This window comes from Nocardia sp. BMG111209 (assembly GCF_000381925.1).
Classification (GTDB): domain Bacteria; phylum Actinomycetota; class Actinomycetes; order Mycobacteriales; family Mycobacteriaceae; genus Nocardia.
Genome location: NZ_KB907307.1, coordinates 3,533,400 through 3,550,224 on the forward strand (window position 1 = coordinate 3,533,400; position 16,825 = coordinate 3,550,224).

Annotated in this window: 14 protein-coding genes; 3 read left to right on the forward strand and 11 right to left on the reverse strand. The window is 70.1% G+C overall.

What is annotated here, in order from left to right:
- Nucleotides 1-47: 47 nt before the first annotated feature.
- Nucleotides 48-1,655 carry an L-aspartate oxidase gene (locus tag G361_RS0116300; protein WP_019928164.1) on the reverse strand — a complete coding sequence of 536 codons (1,608 nt, stop codon included), beginning with the start codon at nt 1,653-1,655 and terminating at the stop codon, nt 48-50.
- Nucleotides 1,656-1,727: 72 nt separating this feature from the next.
- A complete protein-coding gene (gene nadA / locus G361_RS0116305; protein WP_019928165.1) occupies nt 1,728-2,753 on the reverse strand; it encodes a quinolinate synthase NadA in 1,026 nt (341 codons plus the stop codon).
- Nucleotides 2,754-2,839: 86 nt separating this feature from the next.
- Here nadA and G361_RS0116310 point away from each other — a divergent pair, with 86 nt between their 5' ends.
- Nucleotides 2,840-3,598, forward strand: coding sequence for an NrtR DNA-binding winged helix domain-containing protein (locus tag G361_RS0116310; protein WP_026343100.1), 759 nt, complete (start codon nt 2,840-2,842; stop codon nt 3,596-3,598).
- 54 nt (nt 3,599-3,652) lie between these two features.
- On the opposite strand, the gene G361_RS50350 is transcribed toward G361_RS0116310, so the two are convergent.
- Nucleotides 3,653-3,829, reverse strand: coding sequence for a hypothetical protein (locus tag G361_RS50350; RefSeq protein ID WP_196814489.1), 177 nt, complete (start codon nt 3,827-3,829; stop codon nt 3,653-3,655).
- Nucleotides 3,830-3,977: 148 nt separating this feature from the next.
- On the opposite strand from G361_RS50350, the gene G361_RS43840 reads away from it, so the two are divergent.
- Nucleotides 3,978-4,622: a DedA family protein gene (locus G361_RS43840; protein WP_019928168.1), complete on the forward strand. Its 645-nt coding sequence runs from the start codon at nt 3,978-3,980 to the stop codon at nt 4,620-4,622.
- 13 nt (nt 4,623-4,635) lie between these two features.
- Here G361_RS43840 and G361_RS0116325 read toward each other — a convergent pair whose 3' ends face one another.
- The 7 genes from G361_RS0116325 to bioB all read right to left on the reverse strand — a co-directional run bounded on the left by G361_RS0116325 (nt 4,636) and on the right by bioB (nt 14,706).
- A complete protein-coding gene (locus tag G361_RS0116325; RefSeq protein ID WP_019928169.1) occupies nt 4,636-8,736 on the reverse strand; it encodes an NACHT and WD repeat domain-containing protein in 4,101 nt (1,366 codons plus the stop codon).
- Nucleotides 8,737-9,011: 275 nt separating this feature from the next.
- Entirely contained in the window at nt 9,012-11,363 is a 2,352-nt protein-coding gene (locus G361_RS0116330; protein ID WP_019928170.1) for a glycoside hydrolase family 65 protein, read from the reverse strand.
- On the reverse strand, nt 11,360-12,106 hold the full coding sequence (locus G361_RS0116335; RefSeq protein ID WP_196814490.1) for an HAD family phosphatase: 747 nt from the start codon (nt 12,104-12,106) through the stop codon (nt 11,360-11,362). Before G361_RS0116335 ends, G361_RS0116330 begins: the two co-directional genes overlap by 4 nt.
- A 140-nt stretch (nt 12,107-12,246) precedes the next feature.
- On the reverse strand, nt 12,247-12,627 hold the full coding sequence (locus G361_RS0116340; RefSeq protein WP_019928172.1) for a hypothetical protein: 381 nt from the start codon (nt 12,625-12,627) through the stop codon (nt 12,247-12,249).
- 45 nt (nt 12,628-12,672) lie between these two features.
- On the reverse strand, nt 12,673-13,359 hold the full coding sequence (locus G361_RS0116345; protein ID WP_019928173.1) for a hypothetical protein: 687 nt from the start codon (nt 13,357-13,359) through the stop codon (nt 12,673-12,675).
- A complete protein-coding gene (locus G361_RS0116350; RefSeq protein WP_019928174.1) occupies nt 13,359-13,598 on the reverse strand; it encodes a hypothetical protein in 240 nt (79 codons plus the stop codon). Before G361_RS0116350 ends, G361_RS0116345 begins: the two co-directional genes overlap by 1 nt.
- A gap of 88 nt (nt 13,599-13,686) precedes the next feature.
- Nucleotides 13,687-14,706: a biotin synthase BioB gene (bioB, locus tag G361_RS0116355; protein WP_019928175.1), complete on the reverse strand. Its 1,020-nt coding sequence runs from the start codon at nt 14,704-14,706 to the stop codon at nt 13,687-13,689.
- A gap of 127 nt (nt 14,707-14,833) precedes the next feature.
- Here bioB and G361_RS0116360 point away from each other — a divergent pair, with 127 nt between their 5' ends.
- A complete protein-coding gene (locus G361_RS0116360; RefSeq protein ID WP_026343104.1) occupies nt 14,834-15,418 on the forward strand; it encodes a TetR/AcrR family transcriptional regulator C-terminal domain-containing protein in 585 nt (194 codons plus the stop codon).
- A 12-nt stretch (nt 15,419-15,430) separates the two neighbouring features.
- Here the strand turns inward: G361_RS0116360 and G361_RS0116365 are convergent, their stop codons facing one another.
- Nucleotides 15,431-16,582, reverse strand: a complete 1,152-nt coding sequence (locus tag G361_RS0116365) for an alpha/beta fold hydrolase (RefSeq protein WP_036494133.1) — start codon at nt 16,580-16,582, stop codon at nt 15,431-15,433.
- Nucleotides 16,583-16,825 lie beyond the last annotated feature (243 nt).

Sequence of the window (16,825 nt, forward strand, 5' to 3'; positions counted from 1 at the left end):
GGCGCGTCGTCCGCGCCCGGCGGCAAGCTGTCCGGTCGCCACGGGCCTCACGACGCCCGCGGGACGATCGGGACGGGACCGGTGCGGGCCGCGCTGTCCCCGATCACCTGGGGCCGGCCGTCGGGTCCGAGCCGGATCGGCAGGCTGCGCGCCAGATCGGGCCGCGGCTCCGGCTGATCGGTGCGGGTGTGGCAGCCGCGGCTCTCGGTGCGGGCGTTGGCGGCCACCAGCAGCGCGCGGGCGGCCAGGGTCAGCGCGGACGTCTCCAGTGCCGAGACCGGTTGCAGGGCAGCGTCCTCCGTGGCCGGAGCGGACTGCAACTGCAACAGCCGCAGAATCGCCGCGCGCAGCCCGTCGCCGGTGCGCACCACCCCGGCGTTCTCGGTCATCAACTCCTGCAACAGTTTCCGATCGGCGGCGGGGAAGTCCAGCGGACCCACCGTGGTCACCCGGGCCGGTACCCCGCGCCGTTCGGTGGCCATGATGCCCGCGCGGGCACCTACCACCAGACCCTCCAGCAGGCTGTTGGAGGCCAGCCGGTTACCGCCGTGCAGGCCGGTGCGGGCGACCTCGCCCACCGCGTACAGACCCGGCACCCCGGTGCGACCGGCGGTATCGGTGACGACTCCGCCGCACTGGTAGTGCGCGGCCGGGGCGACCGGGATCAGTTCGGTGACCGGATCGATCCCGGCGGCCCGGCAGCTCGCCGTGATGGTCGGGAACCGTTGCGCGAAACCGGGAATCGCGCGAGCGTCGAGATACACATGGTCGACACCGAGCGCCTGCATGCGCGCGGCGATGGCCTTCGACACGACGTCGCGCGGCGCCAGATCACCCCGGGGATGCACACCCGCGGTGACGGACCGGCCCCGCGGATCGACCAGGACCGCGCCCTCGCCGCGCACCGCCTCGCTGATCAACGGCCGCCGGCCCAGCCCGCCGGGGGTGAACAGCACCGTCGGGTGGAACTGCACGAACTCCAGGTCGGCGACCGCCGCCCCGGCGCGCAGCGCCAGCGCGATACCGTCCGCGGTGGCGCCCGGCGGATTGGTGCTGCACGCGTAGAGCTGGCCCAGGCCGCCGGTGGCCAGCAGCACCGCGGGCGCGTGCACGACCCCGAATCCGTTGCCGGACACCGCGACCACGCCCTGCACACCCGCCGGACCGGTGACGATCTCGGCGACGGCGGTGCCGAACAGCACCGGCAGCCCGGCCGCGTTGAGCACCCGCTGCACCTCGGCGCCGGTGGCGTCGCCGCCGGCGTGGATGATGCGCCGGGTGCTGTGCCCGCCCTCCCGGGTCCGCGAGATCTGCCCGTCGCGGGCGCGATCGAAGACCGCCCCGAGATCGGTCAGCGCCGCGACCGCCTCCTGGCCGCCCGCGACGATGGAACGCACCGCGTCCGCATCGCACAGGCCGGCGCCCGCGGCGATCGTGTCCTGCACATGGGATTCCACCGAATCACTCTGTGGCGCAACGACGGCGATACCGCCCTGCGCGTACTGGGTGGCGGTGTCGGTGGGGCCGCCTTTGCTGAGGGCCAGCACCCGCAGTCCGCGCCGGGCCGCCGCGCGGGCCGCGGTCAGGCCCGCGACACCCCCGCCGACCACGACCAGGTCCGCCTGCGCCTCCCAGGAAATCGCCGGTGTGGTCACCGTCGACCACCTCCTGTACCGCCGAAACGTTCGAGCTTCACGACAGTCTCCGAAATACCTTGCACTGCCGTACTATTCGCCGCCACCGGAATTGCCGATGGCGATCATGCGCTGCACCGACGCCCGGCCCGCGGCGGCCACGTCCGGATCGACGTGCACCTCGTCGCGGTTCTCCGCGAGGCAGCGCAGCAGCGCCGCCGGGGTGATCATCTTCATGTACCGGCAGGAGGCCCGGTCGTTGACCGGCTGGAAGTCGATGCCGGGGGCGGCCCGGCGCAGCTGGTGCAGCATGCCGATCTCGGTGGCGACCAGCACCTGACTGGACTTGGCGGCCTTCGCCGCGTCGACCATGCCGCCGGTGGACAGGATGTGCACCCGGTCGGCGGGGAAGGCGCCCTCCCCCGCGAGGTACAGCGCCGAAGTGGCGCAACCACATTCGGGGTGCACGAACAGTTCGGCGTCCGGGTGGCTGCGGGCCTGCGCGGTCAGCTCGTCGCCGTTGATGCCGGCGTGCACGTGGCACTCCCCGGCCCAGATGTGCATGTTCTGCCGCCCGGTGACCCGCTTGACGTGGGCGCCGAGGAACTGGTCGGGCAGGAACAGCACCTCGCGGTCCGGGTCGATCGAGGCCACCACGTCGACCGCGTTGGACGAGGTGCAGCAGATGTCGGTGAGCGCCTTCACCGCGGCGGTGGTGTTCACATACGACACCACGGCCGCGTCCGGGTGCTCGGCCTTCCAGTCGCGCAGTTCGTCGGCGCCGATCGAGTCCGCGAGCGAACAGCCGGCCCGCTGATCCGGGATGAGCACGGTCTTGTCCGGGCTGAGGATCTTGGCCGTCTCGGCCATGAAGTGCACACCGCAGAAGACGATCGTGCGCTCCGGCGCCGCCGCCGCGATGCGGGACAGCGCGAGCGAATCACCGACATGGTCCGCGATGTCCTGGATCTCGGGCAATTGGTAGTTGTGCGCGAGAATCGTCGCATTGCGTGCGGCGGCCAGCCGCCGGACCTCCTGCGCCCATTCCGGGGTCGCATCGATCCCCGTGTACCCCGTGGCGCTGTCCACCACGCGCTCCGCAAGCTGCATCGTCGCCATCTCTGGCTCCCTCTCCTATGCGCGCGACCGGAGTCGGCAACCTCGCCGATTCGCCTCCGGCCGGTTTTCGACTTACAATCGAAAACGTGTCCCATAGTAGCACCATTCACGAATCGCTCACCGCCGTGTTCCAGGTTCGTCGCTTCCCGGACATCATTGCCGCAGGTCAAAGCGACATATCGGATAATGCCCCGGCAACCCGGCGGCATCCTCCGGCCGAGCACACCGAACTGGGCGTACTGCTGTGGGAACGAGCGATGGATCCGCAGGCGGGTACCTGGTCACTGCCCGGCGGCCGGCTGCGCGACAACGAGGATCTCGACACCTCGGCCCGGCGCCAGCTGGCCGAGAAGGTCGACGTCCAGGAGCTGATGCATCTCGAGCAACTGTCCTTGTTCAGCGATCCGCACCGGGTCCCCGGCGACCGCCGCATCGCCTCCACCTACCTCGGCCTGATCCCCCTGACCGCCGACCCGCAGGTGCCCACAGACACCCGCTGGCATCCGGTCTCGGCGCTGCCGCACATGTCCTTCGACCACGGCACGGTCGTCGAGTACGCCCGCACCCGCCTGGCGGCGAAGCTGTCCTACACCAATATCGCCTTCGCCCTTGCCCCGCCGCGCTTCACCATGTCCACCCTGCGCGAAATCTACTGCGCCGCACTGGGCTACGAGGTTGACACGACCAACCTGCAACGAGTCCTGAGCCGCCGCACCGTGATCACCCCCACCGGCGCCACCGCACCCCCCGGCAAAACCGGCGGCCGCCCCGCCGCCCTCTACCGCTTCACGGATTCCGAACTCCGCGTCACCGACGAATTCGCAGCCCTGCGCCCCCGAACGTGATGTGCTGTGCGGCAACACATCTCGGACCGACCGATCGCCCAGAGCGACCCGATCCTACGAATCCCGCTCGCCCTTGCGATGTTTCGCGGCACGGCGGTAGCGGCGGCCGCTGGGGACCGGCTGGGCGGCGCTGGAGCGGCGGAGGGCGTGGCGGCGGCGCCAGGCCGCGAGATCGGCGCGCTCCGGGGGCTGGGCATCGCCGGGCTGTTGCCGGCGGGGCGTCTCGATCATGGCTGCACCTCCTGCTCCGCTGATCGTGGTTGCCGCTTCACGGTAGCCGCGGTGAGTACCCGCCGACCACCGATTTTCCGGGGCCGCCGCGGTCCGGCCGGGCGATCGCCCCGGCGCGACCGTCACGAAACCGGGTACCGTGACCTGCATGGAGTCGCTGCTGCATCGGATCCTCGACATCTCACCGGTCTGGGTGTATCTGGTCGTCACCCTGCTGGTGTTCGCCGAGGACGCGATCTTCGTCGGGTTCGTGATCCCCGGTGAGACCGCGGCCGTGCTGGGCGGAGTCGCCGCGAGCCAGGGACACGTACAGCTGTGGGCCATGATCGTGCTGGTGGTGGTCGCGGCGGTGACCGGCGACAGCGTCGGATACGAGGTCGGGAAACATCTGGGGTCGCGAATCCTGAACTCCTCGATGCTGGATCGGCATCGCGGACGGCTGGACCGGGCCCAGGACTTCCTGGCCCGGCGCGGCGGCTGGGCGGTGTTCCTCGGCCGCTTCACCGCGTTCTTCCGGGCCGTGATGCCCGCGCTGGTCGGCGCCTCCCGGATGCCGTACCGGAAATTCCTGTCCTTCAACGCTTTCGGTGGCCTGATCTGGGGCACCGCATTCGTGGTACTCGGCTACCTCGCCGGAGCCTCCTATCAGGCGGTCGCCAAGACCGTCGGCCGCGACCTGGCCATCGGGGTGGCGGTCGTCGTGGTGGTGGCGCTGGTGGTGTGGCGGATCCGGGAAAGCCGGCGGGAGAAGACCTTCGAGGCCGAGTACGAGGCCGTCCACGACACCGAGTGAGCGGCACACCCGGTCACGGACAAGGCGGACGGTAGGCCAGACCGGGCAGATGCTCCCGCCAGATCTGCGGGGTCATGATCGAGCGGGTCGTCGCGCAGACCCTGGTGACGGCGTCGGCAGGGTCGAGATCCCAGAAGCGCACCAGGCCGTCGGCCCCCGTGCCGAGCAGATGCCGGCCGTCGGGCCGGAAGGCGATGGTGCCGCCGAGCGGGATCGGCCGGGTGGTGGCGATCGGATGTTTGATCACCCGCGGATGCGTCCGATCGGTGAAATCCCACAGCCGGATCACCGATTCGCTGTCGATGGACGCGACATACCTGCCGTCCGCGGAATAGTCGAGGCCGCTCACCCAGGCCGGACGGTTGCTCAATGGGTCACCGATCCGCACCGGCGCGGATCGGTCGGTGACATCCCACACCCGCAGCGTCTGATCGTCCGCGGTGGCGGTCAGAGTGCGGCCGCCGGGGCCGAACCGGAGGTGGATCAGTAGCACCGATCCGCTCGGTTGCAGTGACGCCGATCGCACCGGATGCGCCGGATCCGCGATCGACCAGAGCTCGGCGGCGCCGTCGTCACCCACCATGGCCAGACTCCTGCCGTCGGGAGCGACCGCCAGATCGATGAGGTAGCGGAACGGCAGCGGTATCCGGTCCGCGAGCAGGGTCGGCGTCCGGCCGCGCACATCCCAGATCCGCAGGAGTGCGACGCCGTTCTCCGTCTCCGACACGAACAGCCGGGCACTGTCCGGGCTGAACACCACCACGCTCGAGTAGCTCTCGTCGCGCGGCACATCGGCCCGGGGCACGATTCCGGACGTTTCGGAGACGTCGTACAGCCGCAATCTCTTCTCGTAGGGGCTGAGGGCGAGCGTCCGGCCGTCCGGGCTCACGACGGACTGGATCGGTGCGCCGGTCATCGGGTCGAAATCGAGTCTGCCGAGGCGCCGGGCGGTGAGGGAATCGTCCATCTGCCAGGCTTCGAGGTATCGGTCCCGATCCGTGTCGCCGACCAGCAGCGTCCGGCCGCCCACCGCGACCAGGGGACCGCGCGGCCAGGAGGTGCGCGCCACGGCGATCGGATCCGGCAGCGACCACAGGTATGCACTGTCCCGGCCGCCGACCACCATCGCGTGCCGATCGGGTGCGAAGGTGACCGCGGTGGGATATCCGTACGGACCGGCCGGCTGACGGCCCATCGGGATCGGATGCGACAACTCGGTCAGATCCACCAGCGCGACACCGCTGCCGCTGGACGGATAGGCCAGGACGCGGCCGTCGTCCCGGAAGGCGAGCCCGGTGCCACCTGCGACCCCGATATCGGACAGGCTTGCGGCGGCATGGGTCGCAACGTCGGCACCCGTGTAGTCCCAGATCTCGACGGCCTTCGTGGTCGCGAGGGCCACGACCCGGCCGTCGGGGCTCAGGGCCGCCGACATCGCCGTGCTGTCGATGCTGCCGACGGGTACCGCGGGCTGTCGTGGATCCGCGATATCCCACAACTGGGTCACTCCCCGATCGCCCACGACGACCACGCGATGCAGATCGGCCGAGAATGCCACCCCGGTGGTGCCCCGGAACTCGCCCGCCGCCCGGATCGGCGTGCCGATCGAGCGCGGTTGCCTCGGGTCGGTGATGTCCCAGAACGTGATTCCGCCGTCCGGGCTGCTGACGGCCAGGGTCGAGCCGTCCGGCCCGAAGCCCACTGCGGTCGGATTGCCGATTCGCAACGGATCACCGAGGGGCACAGCGTGTTCCGGATCCCGCACGTCCCACAGCCGCAGCACATTGTCCGCGGCCGCCGCAGCGAGGATCTGCCCGTTCGGGCTGAACGCCAGGGTGTTCACGACCCCGCCGCCGGGCAGTTCCCCGCCGACGACATGGGGAGCGCGGCGATCGGAGACATCCCACAGGTGGACCACGAAGGATCCCGTCGCCAGCAACCGCCCGTCCGGCCGGAAGGCGGTCGCGGTCACCATGTCGTTCTTCCAGGTCAGCGGCGTCGCCAACGGCAGGTTCGCGGTGTTGATCAGCCGGGCGAGCACCTCCGGATCGTGCGGCCGTAACCCCTGCGCCACCAGCGCCAGCTGCGCCGACAGCGACGGATCACTGACCTCCAGCCGATCCGCTTCCGCCAGTACGGAATTGAAGACGGCGGCGTCCCGATCGCGAGCGGCGTCGTGACGCTGCACGAATGCCACCCCGGCCAGGATCAGCGCGACGACCGTCAGCAGGACGAGCGCGGTACCACCGGCGGCGGCACGGCGATCGGCACGCCGACGCGCCGACTCGCCGGCGCGCAGGAATTCGGCGGCGACCGGCCCCGATTCGGTGCCGCGCGCGTGCTCCCGCATCGTCACCAGCCGCGCCCCGCGATACAGCAACGACGAATCCCGTTGCCGCTCGACCCATTCGGTCGCATCGGCCTGCAACCGTTGCCGTTCCAGATAACCGACCCGATCCTCGTCGATCCAGGACCGCAACCGCGGCCAGGCATCGAGCACGATCTCGTGGGTGAGGTACGCGGTATCGGCGTCCAGGGTGATCAAGCGCGTCCGGGCCAGCGCGTCGAGCGCGGCTTCGGCGGTAACCACGGTCTGCCGCAACAGATCCGCCCGCGACACCCGCCGCCGGGTGTCCCGAGAATCGTCACCGACCGCGACCAGCCCCAGCAGCACCTGCTTACCGAGGGCCTGCTGGAAATCCGTCAACTCGCTCCAGGCGTTCTCGGCGGTGGCCGCCACCGAACCCAGGACGCCCCCGGCCGCCCGATATCCCTCGATGGTGAGCCGGGAACCTTCGCGCCGCTGCCAGACCGCCTCCATGACATGCGAAACCAGCGGCAGCGCACCCGGATCGTAGGAGCGCCGCTCACCACCGAGTCCGCACAGCTCACTGATCACCAGCTCCTCGAGCCCGGATTCCAGCTTGTACCCGGCGGATTCGGCCGGCCGGCCGATCGCCTCCGCGAGTTCGTCCAGCCGCATCGGACCGAGCAGATAACTGCGATGCTTCAACGCATCCTCGAGCGCGGGTTCGTCCAGACAGCGCGCGTAGAAGTCGGCCCGCACCGCGAGCACGACAGCGGCCGGTTCGCCGTCACCCCGGATCGCGAGATGTTCCAGCGCACCGAGGAATTCGACCCGCTGCCGCTCGTCCCGGCACAGCGTGAACAACTCCTCGAGCTGATCGACCACGAGCAACCGCCGCCGACCCGCTCCCCACGCGGACAGCGCCGCCGACACGGATGGCGCCGAAGCCACACCGTTTTCTGTGCAGCCGGAATCGAAAACCCCGGCGGCCGTGGCTACATCGACCTCCACCGATGCCGGGCCGGAGTGGTTCTCGACGCCGGACGGTGCGGATCCGGAAGGTTCCGGCTCCGTCTCCGCCTCGTACCCGACGGTCGCACCATCACTCGAACCCGGCTCGCCCGAACCGTTTCCGACGGCCGACAGCGGCACTCCCACCGCCGCCGACAATGCGTGCATCGGATCTGCGCCCGGGGTCAGCGTGGCCACCGCCCACCCGTCCGCCGAATCCCGCAGCGCGGGAACCAGTCCCGCCTGCAACAGCGAGGACTTCCCGGCCCCCGAGGCGCCGACCAGCACCACCATGCCACCGTCACCGGCCACGGTCCGGCGCACCAGATCCGCCAGTTCCGCCGTCGGCCTGCCCCGGCCGAAGAAGACCTCGGTGTCCTCCGGACGATAGGCAGCCAGGCCCAGATACGGGCAGACCACATCCGCCGCATCGGAATTCGGATCCCACTCGTTGGAAGCGGTCCACAACCGCTGCCACTGCTGAACATCCAGCAACGCGACCGGCACCGGACTGTTCGATTTGCGCGCCTCGTCCACCAGGGTCAGCAGCACCGGTAGAAAGACCTCGAACCGCGCGGGCACATTCCGGCCCGACTTCCAGTCGCTGATCCGCTGAACGGAAGCACCCGATTTCTGTCCCGCCGCGCGCGCCGCGCGCATCCGCGCCTCGGCCGCCGCCGCGACCCGGCGCAGCGTCGGATTCCCGGCCGCCGCGAACAACTCCGCGAACCGTTGCGAGAAAGTCGTTCTCGGCGACGGCCGCAACCGGCCCCGCCGCACCCCACCCGAATCCATAGGTTCTCCCCACCCTTCCGGCGAATCATCCCAGACGCCACCCAGCGTGACGGGACGAGTTCCGGAGGCGACGCGCTCATGCCACGAACGTCCTGGTGAAAGCCGGAAATCGACGTCCGGTCCGGACACGCCTCAGCGGCAGACGTTTTCGCGTGCGCACGCCCAACAGCTCAGCGGCAGACGTTTCGTGTGCACACGCCTCAACGACTCAACGGCAGACGTTGGGGCGTGCGCACGCCCAAGGGGCAGCGCAACCGATGTCGCGTGCGTGCGACTCAGTCGCCGGGCCCCCGACGGGCAGGCTCGCGACCTGGCGGCTGCTGCGGCCGCGGCCCGGCGGAAATCGGCGGGATCGGCCGCGAAACCGGATCCGCCCCGAGCCGTAGCGTCGCACCGTGGTGGACGACGGTCAGCGCCTCCCCGTCGAGCAGCCGGTAGGTGGCGTCGTCCGCCCGGATGTCCACCTCGAGCCGGCGGTCCAGGAAGCGCAGTCGCAGGCACAGCCGGGTGAGGTCCGACGGCAGCCGGGGTGCGAAGGACAGCTGCCCGGAGCGCACCCGCATACCGCCGAGTCCGGAGACCAGCGCCACCCAGGTCCCGGCCAGCGAGGCGATGTGCACGCCGTCGCGGGTGTTGTGCTCGAGGTCGTTCAGATCCATCAGCGCGGCCTCGCCGAGGTAGTCGTAGGCCAGTTCCACCTGGCCCACCTCGGCGGCGAGCACGGCCTGGGTGCACGCGGACAGGGACGAGTCCCGCACGGTCAGCGCCTCGTAGTAGGCGAAGTTGCGGACCTTCTGTTCGGCGGTGAAGGCGTCCGGGCAGGCATGCATCGCCAGTACCAGATCCGCCTGTTTGACCACCTGTTTGCGATACAGCTCGAAATACGGATAGTGCAGCAGCAGTGGATAGTCCGCGGCCGTGGTGGCCGCGAAATCCCATACCGCGTGCTCGGTGAAACCCTCGTTCGCCGGATGCACGCCGAGCCGCTCGTCGAACGGGATGTACACGGCCGCAGCGGCATCCCGCCACTGCGCCACCTCCTCGACACCGACCTCCAGATCCCGGGCACGATCCGGATGCCGTACCGCCAGATCCGCCGCCGCGTTCAGGTTCTGCCGCGCAAGGAGATTCGTGTACACGTTGTTGTCGGCCACCGCGCTGTACTCGTCCGGACCGGTCACCCCGTCGATGCGGAACCGGCCCCGGACGTCGTGGTGGCCGAGATCGCGCCACAGCCGCGCGGTCGCGACCAGCAGCGGAATCGCGGTCTCCCGCTCGAACTCCCGGTCGCCGGTGGCCTCCAGATACCGCACCACCGCATGCGCGATATCGGCGTTGATGTGGAAGGCCGCGGTGCCGGCCGGCCAGTACGCGGAGCATTCCTGCCCGGAGATGGTGCGCCACGGGAACGCCGCGCCACGGCGGCCGAGTTGCGCGGCGCGCCGCTGCGCCGACGGCAGGGTGCGGTGCCGCCAGCGCAGCACGTCGGCGGCCGCAGCCGGAGAGGTGTAGGTGAGCACGGGCAACACGAACATCTCGGTGTCCCAGAAGGTGTGCCCGTCGTAACCGGGACCGGTCAGGCCCTTCGCCGGGATCGGCCGGCATTCCCCGCGCGCACCGGCCTGCAGCACGTGGAACAGCGCGAACCGCACCGCCTGCTGCACCTCGGCGTCGCCCTCCACCTCGACGTCGGCGCCGGACCAGAACTCGTCGAGATACTCCCGCTGTTCGCGCAGCAGCCCGTCCCAGCCGGTGGTGGCGGCCGCGCTGAGCGCGCCGACCACCTGATCGTGCACCGCGGGCCGGGATCGGCGCGCGGACCAGCCGTAGCCGAGGTACTTCACCAGGGTGAGGCGCTCACCCGGGGCGATCCGGGCGGTCACGGTGACGCGGGCGACGTCGCCGGCGCCGTCGGTCTCCAGGTGCACCTCGCCGGGCCCGGTCACCTCGTGCCGCATCCCGGCGCCCACCCGCAATTGGCTGCCCTTGGTCACGTGCACCAGCACCGCGCCGTCCGGGGCGGAGGCGTTCTCCTCGACCAGCAGCGGCGATTCCAGGATCGCGGCGGTGCGCGGATCGCCACCGCCACCGGGTATCGATTCGTTGGCGACCAGTTCCGACTGCACGACCAGCCGGACGGTCCGGTCCAGCGCTTCCACCTCGTAGCGGATCGCCACGATCGCGCGCTGGGTGAACGACACCAGCCGCTCCGATCGCACCCGCACCGCGTTACCGGCCGGCGAACACCATTCCAGTTGCCGGGTCAGCGTGCCGGTGCGCAGGTCGAGGGTCCGCTCGTGGCTGCGCAGGGTGCCGTATCGGACGTCCAGCGGCTCGTCGTCGACGAGCAGGCGGATCAGTTTGCCGTTGGTGACGTTGACGATCGTCTCGCCGGATTCCGGATAGCCGTACCCGGCCTCGGCGTACGGCAGCGGCCGCAACTCGTGCACCGAATTCAGGTAGGTGCCCGGAATACCGTGCGGCTCACCCTCGTCCAGGTTGCCGCGCACCCCGATATGACCGTTGGACAGCGCGAACAGGGATTCGGTGCGGGCCAGCGCGTCCAGGTCCAGCGCGGTCTCGTGCACCGCCCACGGGCGCACCTCGAACGCCGGGTGCGTGATCATCGGCGGTCCAGCAGTTCGGCGAGATCGGCCACGACCACGTCGGCGCCGTGCGCGCGCAACTGGTCGGCGTGCCCGACCCGATCGACGCCGACGACCAGCCCGAATCCGCCCGCATGCCCGGCCTCGACCCCCGCGGTCGCGTCCTCGAACACCGCGCAGGCGGCGGCCGGAAGGTGCACCGCGGCGGCCCCCGCCAGAAACATGTCCGGGGCGGGCTTACCGGGCAGATGATCGTGCGCCGCGGTCGTGCCGTCCACCCGCGCGTCGAACATTCCCGTGATGCCGGCCGCGTCGAGCACCTGCCGGGTGTGCTCGCTGGAGGAGACCACCGCGCATTTCAGCCCGGCCTCGCGCACCGCGCGCAGGTATCGCAGCGATCCGTCGTAGACGGCCACGCCGTCCTGCTTCAACTTCGCGAGCACCAGATCGTTCTTGCGATTGCTCAGGCCGTGCACCGTCCACGTTCCGGGTGGATCGTCGGCGGCGCCGTCGGGCAGGTCGATCCCGCGAGAATGGAGGAAGGCGCGTGCGCCGTCCAGCCGCGGCTTCCCGTCCACGTACTCGTTGTAGTCGGCCACGGGATCGAAGGCGCGAAAGTCGTTGCCCTGCTTGGCCGACCGATCGCGAAGAAACTCGTCGAACATCTGTTGCCATGCCGCTGTGTGCACATCGGCGGTCCGGGTCAGCACACCGTCCATATCGAACAGGCAGCCGCGGATCGCCTCGGTAAGTCCGAGAACCACAGTGCGGGTCTACCCGTTCCCGGCCCGCGCACACCTGCGGCGGACCCGAATCCGCCACCGGGACCGAGACTTACGACACACCGGCGGCCGGTATCACCCTCGTACACGAAAGCTGTTGCACCCGAAGGTATTCGAAAGCCTCAATCGGAGAAGACACTGCTGCCGATGGCCAGATAGGCCAGGGTGAGCACCAGCAGGAACCAGCCCGCCCCCTGCCAGATCGGCCAGGTCCGGTGCTCCCGCCACACCCGATAGGTGGCGACGAACGCTCCCACCGTGCCGAGCAGCAGCACGAGACCGGGGCCGCCGAGTATCGCCGCGCGGGAGGCGGTGTCGCAGTAGGTCACCGACGCACCCGCACAGGCCTCGCGCCTGCTCGCCCAGATCTGGATCACGACCAGTACCAGCGCCGCGACCACCACGACCCCGATCGTGTAGCGCGCCGCCCGGCGGAACATCCCGGGATCGTGCCAGCGCTTCTCGACATCGCTCACCACGCCGATCACCTCCTCGTCGATCACGACGGCCGGGCCTTCGCCGCGACGGGACCGGGCCCGTTGTCGACGTTACGAGCGCGGATCGGCGCTGTCGACCGGCCGTGTGCCCGTGGCGGTCGCCGCCCGGTAGGGGCCGTAGCTGATGTCCGAGAGATAGGGCGGCTCGCCGGGCAGGCCGGCCCCGCGTCCGGTGTGCAGATCCTCGGCGGTGCTCAGCGCGGCGAGGATCAGCACCGCGAGCGAGGCGATCAGCGGCTGCACCACCAGCGCCGGGCCCGCGTGCAGCAACGGCCAGGTGATGCCGAACAGTTTCCCGGAGCCGCCCTCGACGGTGGGGGCCACGTCGACGATCGTGCGCAATATGGGGTTCGCGGGCCGGGGATGCAGCAGGCGCGCGACCTGCTCGCCGGCCCACACCATGACGCCCGTGCCGATCAGCGAGCCGACCAGCACGGCGGCCTCCAGCAACGGGCCGCGGCTGCGCCGGGCCAGCCGCCACGCCCCGACCGCGGACAGCAGGCCCACCGCGGCGGCCAGCGCCACGAATACGGCCATGGCGTCGAACCGATGGACGCTCTCGCCGGTCAGCGCGACGCCGTGGGCCGGGTCGACGACCAGCACCTTCTCGGTCGGCGCGAGCAGACCCCAGGCGATTCCGGCGATCGCGGAGAACGCGACGACCCCGACGGCCACCCGGACGGCGACCCGCAGTTCGTCCCGGACCTTCGATCCCGCGGCGGCGCTGCGGCCGGCCATCAGCGTTCCAGGCTCTTCGAGTCGATCCGCCCGTGCCGGGAGCAGTTCGCCCACCAGCCGTCGGGGCTCACCTGGACCACCATGCGCCGGGCGCACTGCGCGCAGTAGCGCGGCGGTTCCAGGCCGAGGGCCGCGGCGGGGGGTAACGGATCGGACGCTCCGGGCGTCACCGGCGCACCCGTGTACGGGTTGTAGCGCGTCGCCGGTACGTCGGCATCGTGCAGCGTATCCGCATCCATGTCTACGACCACCTCACTGATTCGCACAGCTGTGCCGGCTGGTTGCGACAATACCCGAACGGCCGGATGCCCCCGGGCAGCGTCGGCGTCACAGGGTTTCGTTGAGCGCCTTGATCGGCATCTTCAGATTCGCCAGCAGATCGATATCCGATTCGGCGGGCCGGCCCAGCGTCGTCAGGTAGTTGCCGACGATGACGGCGTTGATGCCGCCGAGGATGCCCTGCTCCGCACCGAGGTCGCCGAGGGTGATCTCGCGGCCGCCGGCGAAACGCAGGATCGTGCGCGGCAGGGCCAGCCGGAACGCGGCCACCGCCTTCAGCGCCTCCGACGCGGGCAGCACCTCCAGATCGCCGAACGGCGTGCCCGGCCGCGGGTTGAGGAAGTTCAGCGGCACCTCGTCGGGCTCCAATTCCGCCAGCTGCGTGGCGAATTCGGCCCGCTGCTCCAGCGTCTCCCCCATGCCGAGGATGCCACCGCAGCACACCTCCATCCCGGCGTCCCGGACCATGCGCAGGGTGTCCCAGCGCTCCTCCCAGCTGTGCGTGGTGACCACGTTCGGGAAGTGCGACTTGGCGGTCTCGAGGTTGTGGTTGTAGCGGTGCACGCCCATCGCGGCGAGCCGGTCGACCTGGTCCTGGTTCAGCATGCCCAGCGAGCAGGCGACCTGGATGTCGACCTCGTTGCGGATGGCCTCGACCCCGGCGGCGACCTGTGCCATCAGCCGCTCGTCGGGCCCGCGCACGGCCGCGACGATGCAGAATTCGGTGGCGCCGGTCTTCGCGGTCTGCCTGGCGGCCTCGACCAGGCTCGGGATGTCCAGCCACGCGGCGCGCACCGGCGACTGGAACAGGCCGGACTGCGAGCAGAAATGGCAGTCCTCGGGGCAGCCGCCGGTCTTCAGCGAGATGATGCCCTCGACCTCGACCTCGGGACCGCACCACTTCATCCGTACCTCGTGGGCGAGGGCGAGCAGCTCCTCCAGCCGGTCGTCACCGAGCCGCAGCACCTCGAGGGTCTGCTCGCGGGTGAGCCCGACGCCCTGCTCGAGCACCTGCTCGCGCGCGGTGGCGAGGATGTCGACTGCGGTCCTGACGGGTGCGTGGGTCATGCGCGTGAATCCCTTCGTCCGGCCGGGGGCCTGCAACTTGAACGGCGTTCAGGATTGTTGAACGGCGTTCAGGTTAAGGTAGGGAACCAAGTGGAGTCAACCGGGACAAGGAGTGGCAGTGGCGAGTGTGCAACTGCATCGCGCGGACGTGATCGACGGGGCCGTCGCCATTCTCGATCACTACGGCCTGGCCGACCTCACCATGCGCCGCCTGGCGACCTCGCTGAACGTCCAGCCCGGCGCGCTGTACTGGCATTTCGCGAACAAGCAGGCCCTGCTCGGCGCGGTGGCCGACCGCATCCTGGAGCCGATGGAACGGCCGCTGGAATCCGGCGACTGGACCGCGCAACTGGGCGTGCTCGCACACCGGCTGCGCGAATGCCTGCTCGCCTATCGCGACGGCGCCGAACTGGTCTCGTCCACCTACGCCTCCCGCCTCACCACCAGCAAGGGCCGGGAACGCATGGCCGGCAACCTGATCCGCGCCGGAATGACCCGCGAGGAGGCCGACCTCGCCGCCTACACGCTGTTGTACTACGTCCTCGGCGAGGTGGTGGACGAACAGTCCCGGATGCAGATGGACTCCGCCGGCGCGCTACCCGACGAATCGTCGCCGCTGTACGAGAACACCACCGCCACCGAACGTTTCGACTTCGGCCTGCAACTGTTCCTCGGCGGCGTGCGCCACCTGCTGGGCACCCGGGTGCGCTGAACCGGCCGGGGGTCACCGGCGCTGCGGCAACGCGAGCTCCTCGCTCTGCACCAGCCGCACGAACGGCACGATCTGCTGCTCGATCACCGCGTTGTACTCCCCCGGTTGCTGAATCGGATTGGCGTGCCCGGTACTACGGGTGAGCACCACCTGCAGGGTGCCGCCGGGACCGCCCACGGTATCGATCAGCACCCGATGGGTGTATTCGTCGTCCACGATCGGATCGCGGTCGGGATTGTGCGGCCGGATGAAAACGATGGCGGGCCTGGGCTTGTCGTCGACCCGCCGCGACAGCGCACCGAGATCACCCACCGCGCCGCCCGCCACGATCGCCTCGAACTGCGATTCGATCAGCCCGTTGCTGGCGACATCGGAATTGAACAGCTTCTGCCACAACACATCCGCCAGCGTCCGCGCGAACCGCGGTGACCTGATCCCCGGCGGCTCGGTCGTGTAATCGACGTAATCCTCACGCCGGGAATACATCTCGGCCAGCAGCCGCAGCGCGCGACTCTCCCGCGCCCCCGGAACCCACCCGATCCAGCGCAGCAACTCCTCCCCCTGATTACGACTCTCGGGCCGGACGGCGTCGAGATTCACCGGAGTACAGTCCAGCACGACGGCACTGAGCCGCTTCGTACTCCCGGTGTACAGGTGCCGCCCGATCTCCAGCGCGATCACCCCGCCCATGCTGTGCCCGACCAGCACCACATTGTCGACGTGCGCCGCATCGGTGACCTTGACGATCAGATCCCCGATCACCTTCGTGTCGATACCGGTGTTGTCGTACCGCACCGCCCACACCGACCCCAGCTGAGCCAACGTAGGCAACGCACGCGCCGTACCACCGGACTCCAGCGCGCCGAGCCCGACCAGATCGAAGACCGCGGTATTGCGGACCTGCGGATTCGCCGCCGGCGTGACCGGCAGCACCGCCGGTTCGGTGCGAGCCAGCCGGGCCCGTTCCGGAGCAACGTCCCCCGCACTGTACTGCGCACAGACGAATCCCAGCAGCAACGGAATCAGCAACGCGCGCAACAACACCCGGCGTGTACGCCCCCACCGGACCCACCCGTGCCCGAGCCGGGTCTCGGCCAGCCGGGCCCGCCGCCGCGCATCGTCGTAATCCGCGACGCTGGTAGGTGGCCACTGGTCGGAAAGCACCCCATCCAGGGTAGGACGTCCCCACCCACCACCCGGCGATTCTCACGGTCACCACGGCCAGTTCCGGTACCCTGACCACCCGCCACGAACCGACCTCCCGGCACTGCGACCGTCCCGCACCGGACTATCGCCCTTCCGCCCCCACCGGCATCGTTCGCCCCGACCGGCAACGAACCACGCACACCGGTACGCCGCCGGGGCCACTACCGCGACCGGGACGAGTCCGCACCGGATGCCGTGGGC

Excerpts from the sequence above, each read along its gene's own strand:
- nadA (WP_019928165.1), bottom strand. The coding sequence starts at position 2,753 with ATGGCGACGATGCAGCTTGCGGAGCGCGTGGTGGACAGCGCCACGGGG.
- G361_RS50350 (WP_196814489.1), bottom strand. The coding sequence starts at position 3,829 with ATGATCGAGACGCCCCGCCGGCAACAGCCCGGCGATGCCCAGCCCCCG.
- G361_RS43840 (WP_019928168.1), top strand. The coding sequence starts at position 3,978 with ATGGAGTCGCTGCTGCATCGGATCCTCGACATCTCACCGGTCTGGGTG.
- G361_RS0116325 (WP_019928169.1), bottom strand. The coding sequence starts at position 8,736 with ATGGATTCGGGTGGGGTGCGGCGGGGCCGGTTGCGGCCGTCGCCGAGA.
- G361_RS0116330 (WP_019928170.1), bottom strand. The coding sequence starts at position 11,363 with ATGATCACGCACCCGGCGTTCGAGGTGCGCCCGTGGGCGGTGCACGAG.
- G361_RS0116345 (WP_019928173.1), bottom strand. The coding sequence starts at position 13,359 with ATGGCCGGCCGCAGCGCCGCCGCGGGATCGAAGGTCCGGGACGAACTG.
- G361_RS0116350 (WP_019928174.1), bottom strand. The coding sequence starts at position 13,598 with ATGGATGCGGATACGCTGCACGATGCCGACGTACCGGCGACGCGCTAC.
- bioB (WP_019928175.1), bottom strand. The coding sequence starts at position 14,706 with ATGACCCACGCACCCGTCAGGACCGCAGTCGACATCCTCGCCACCGCG.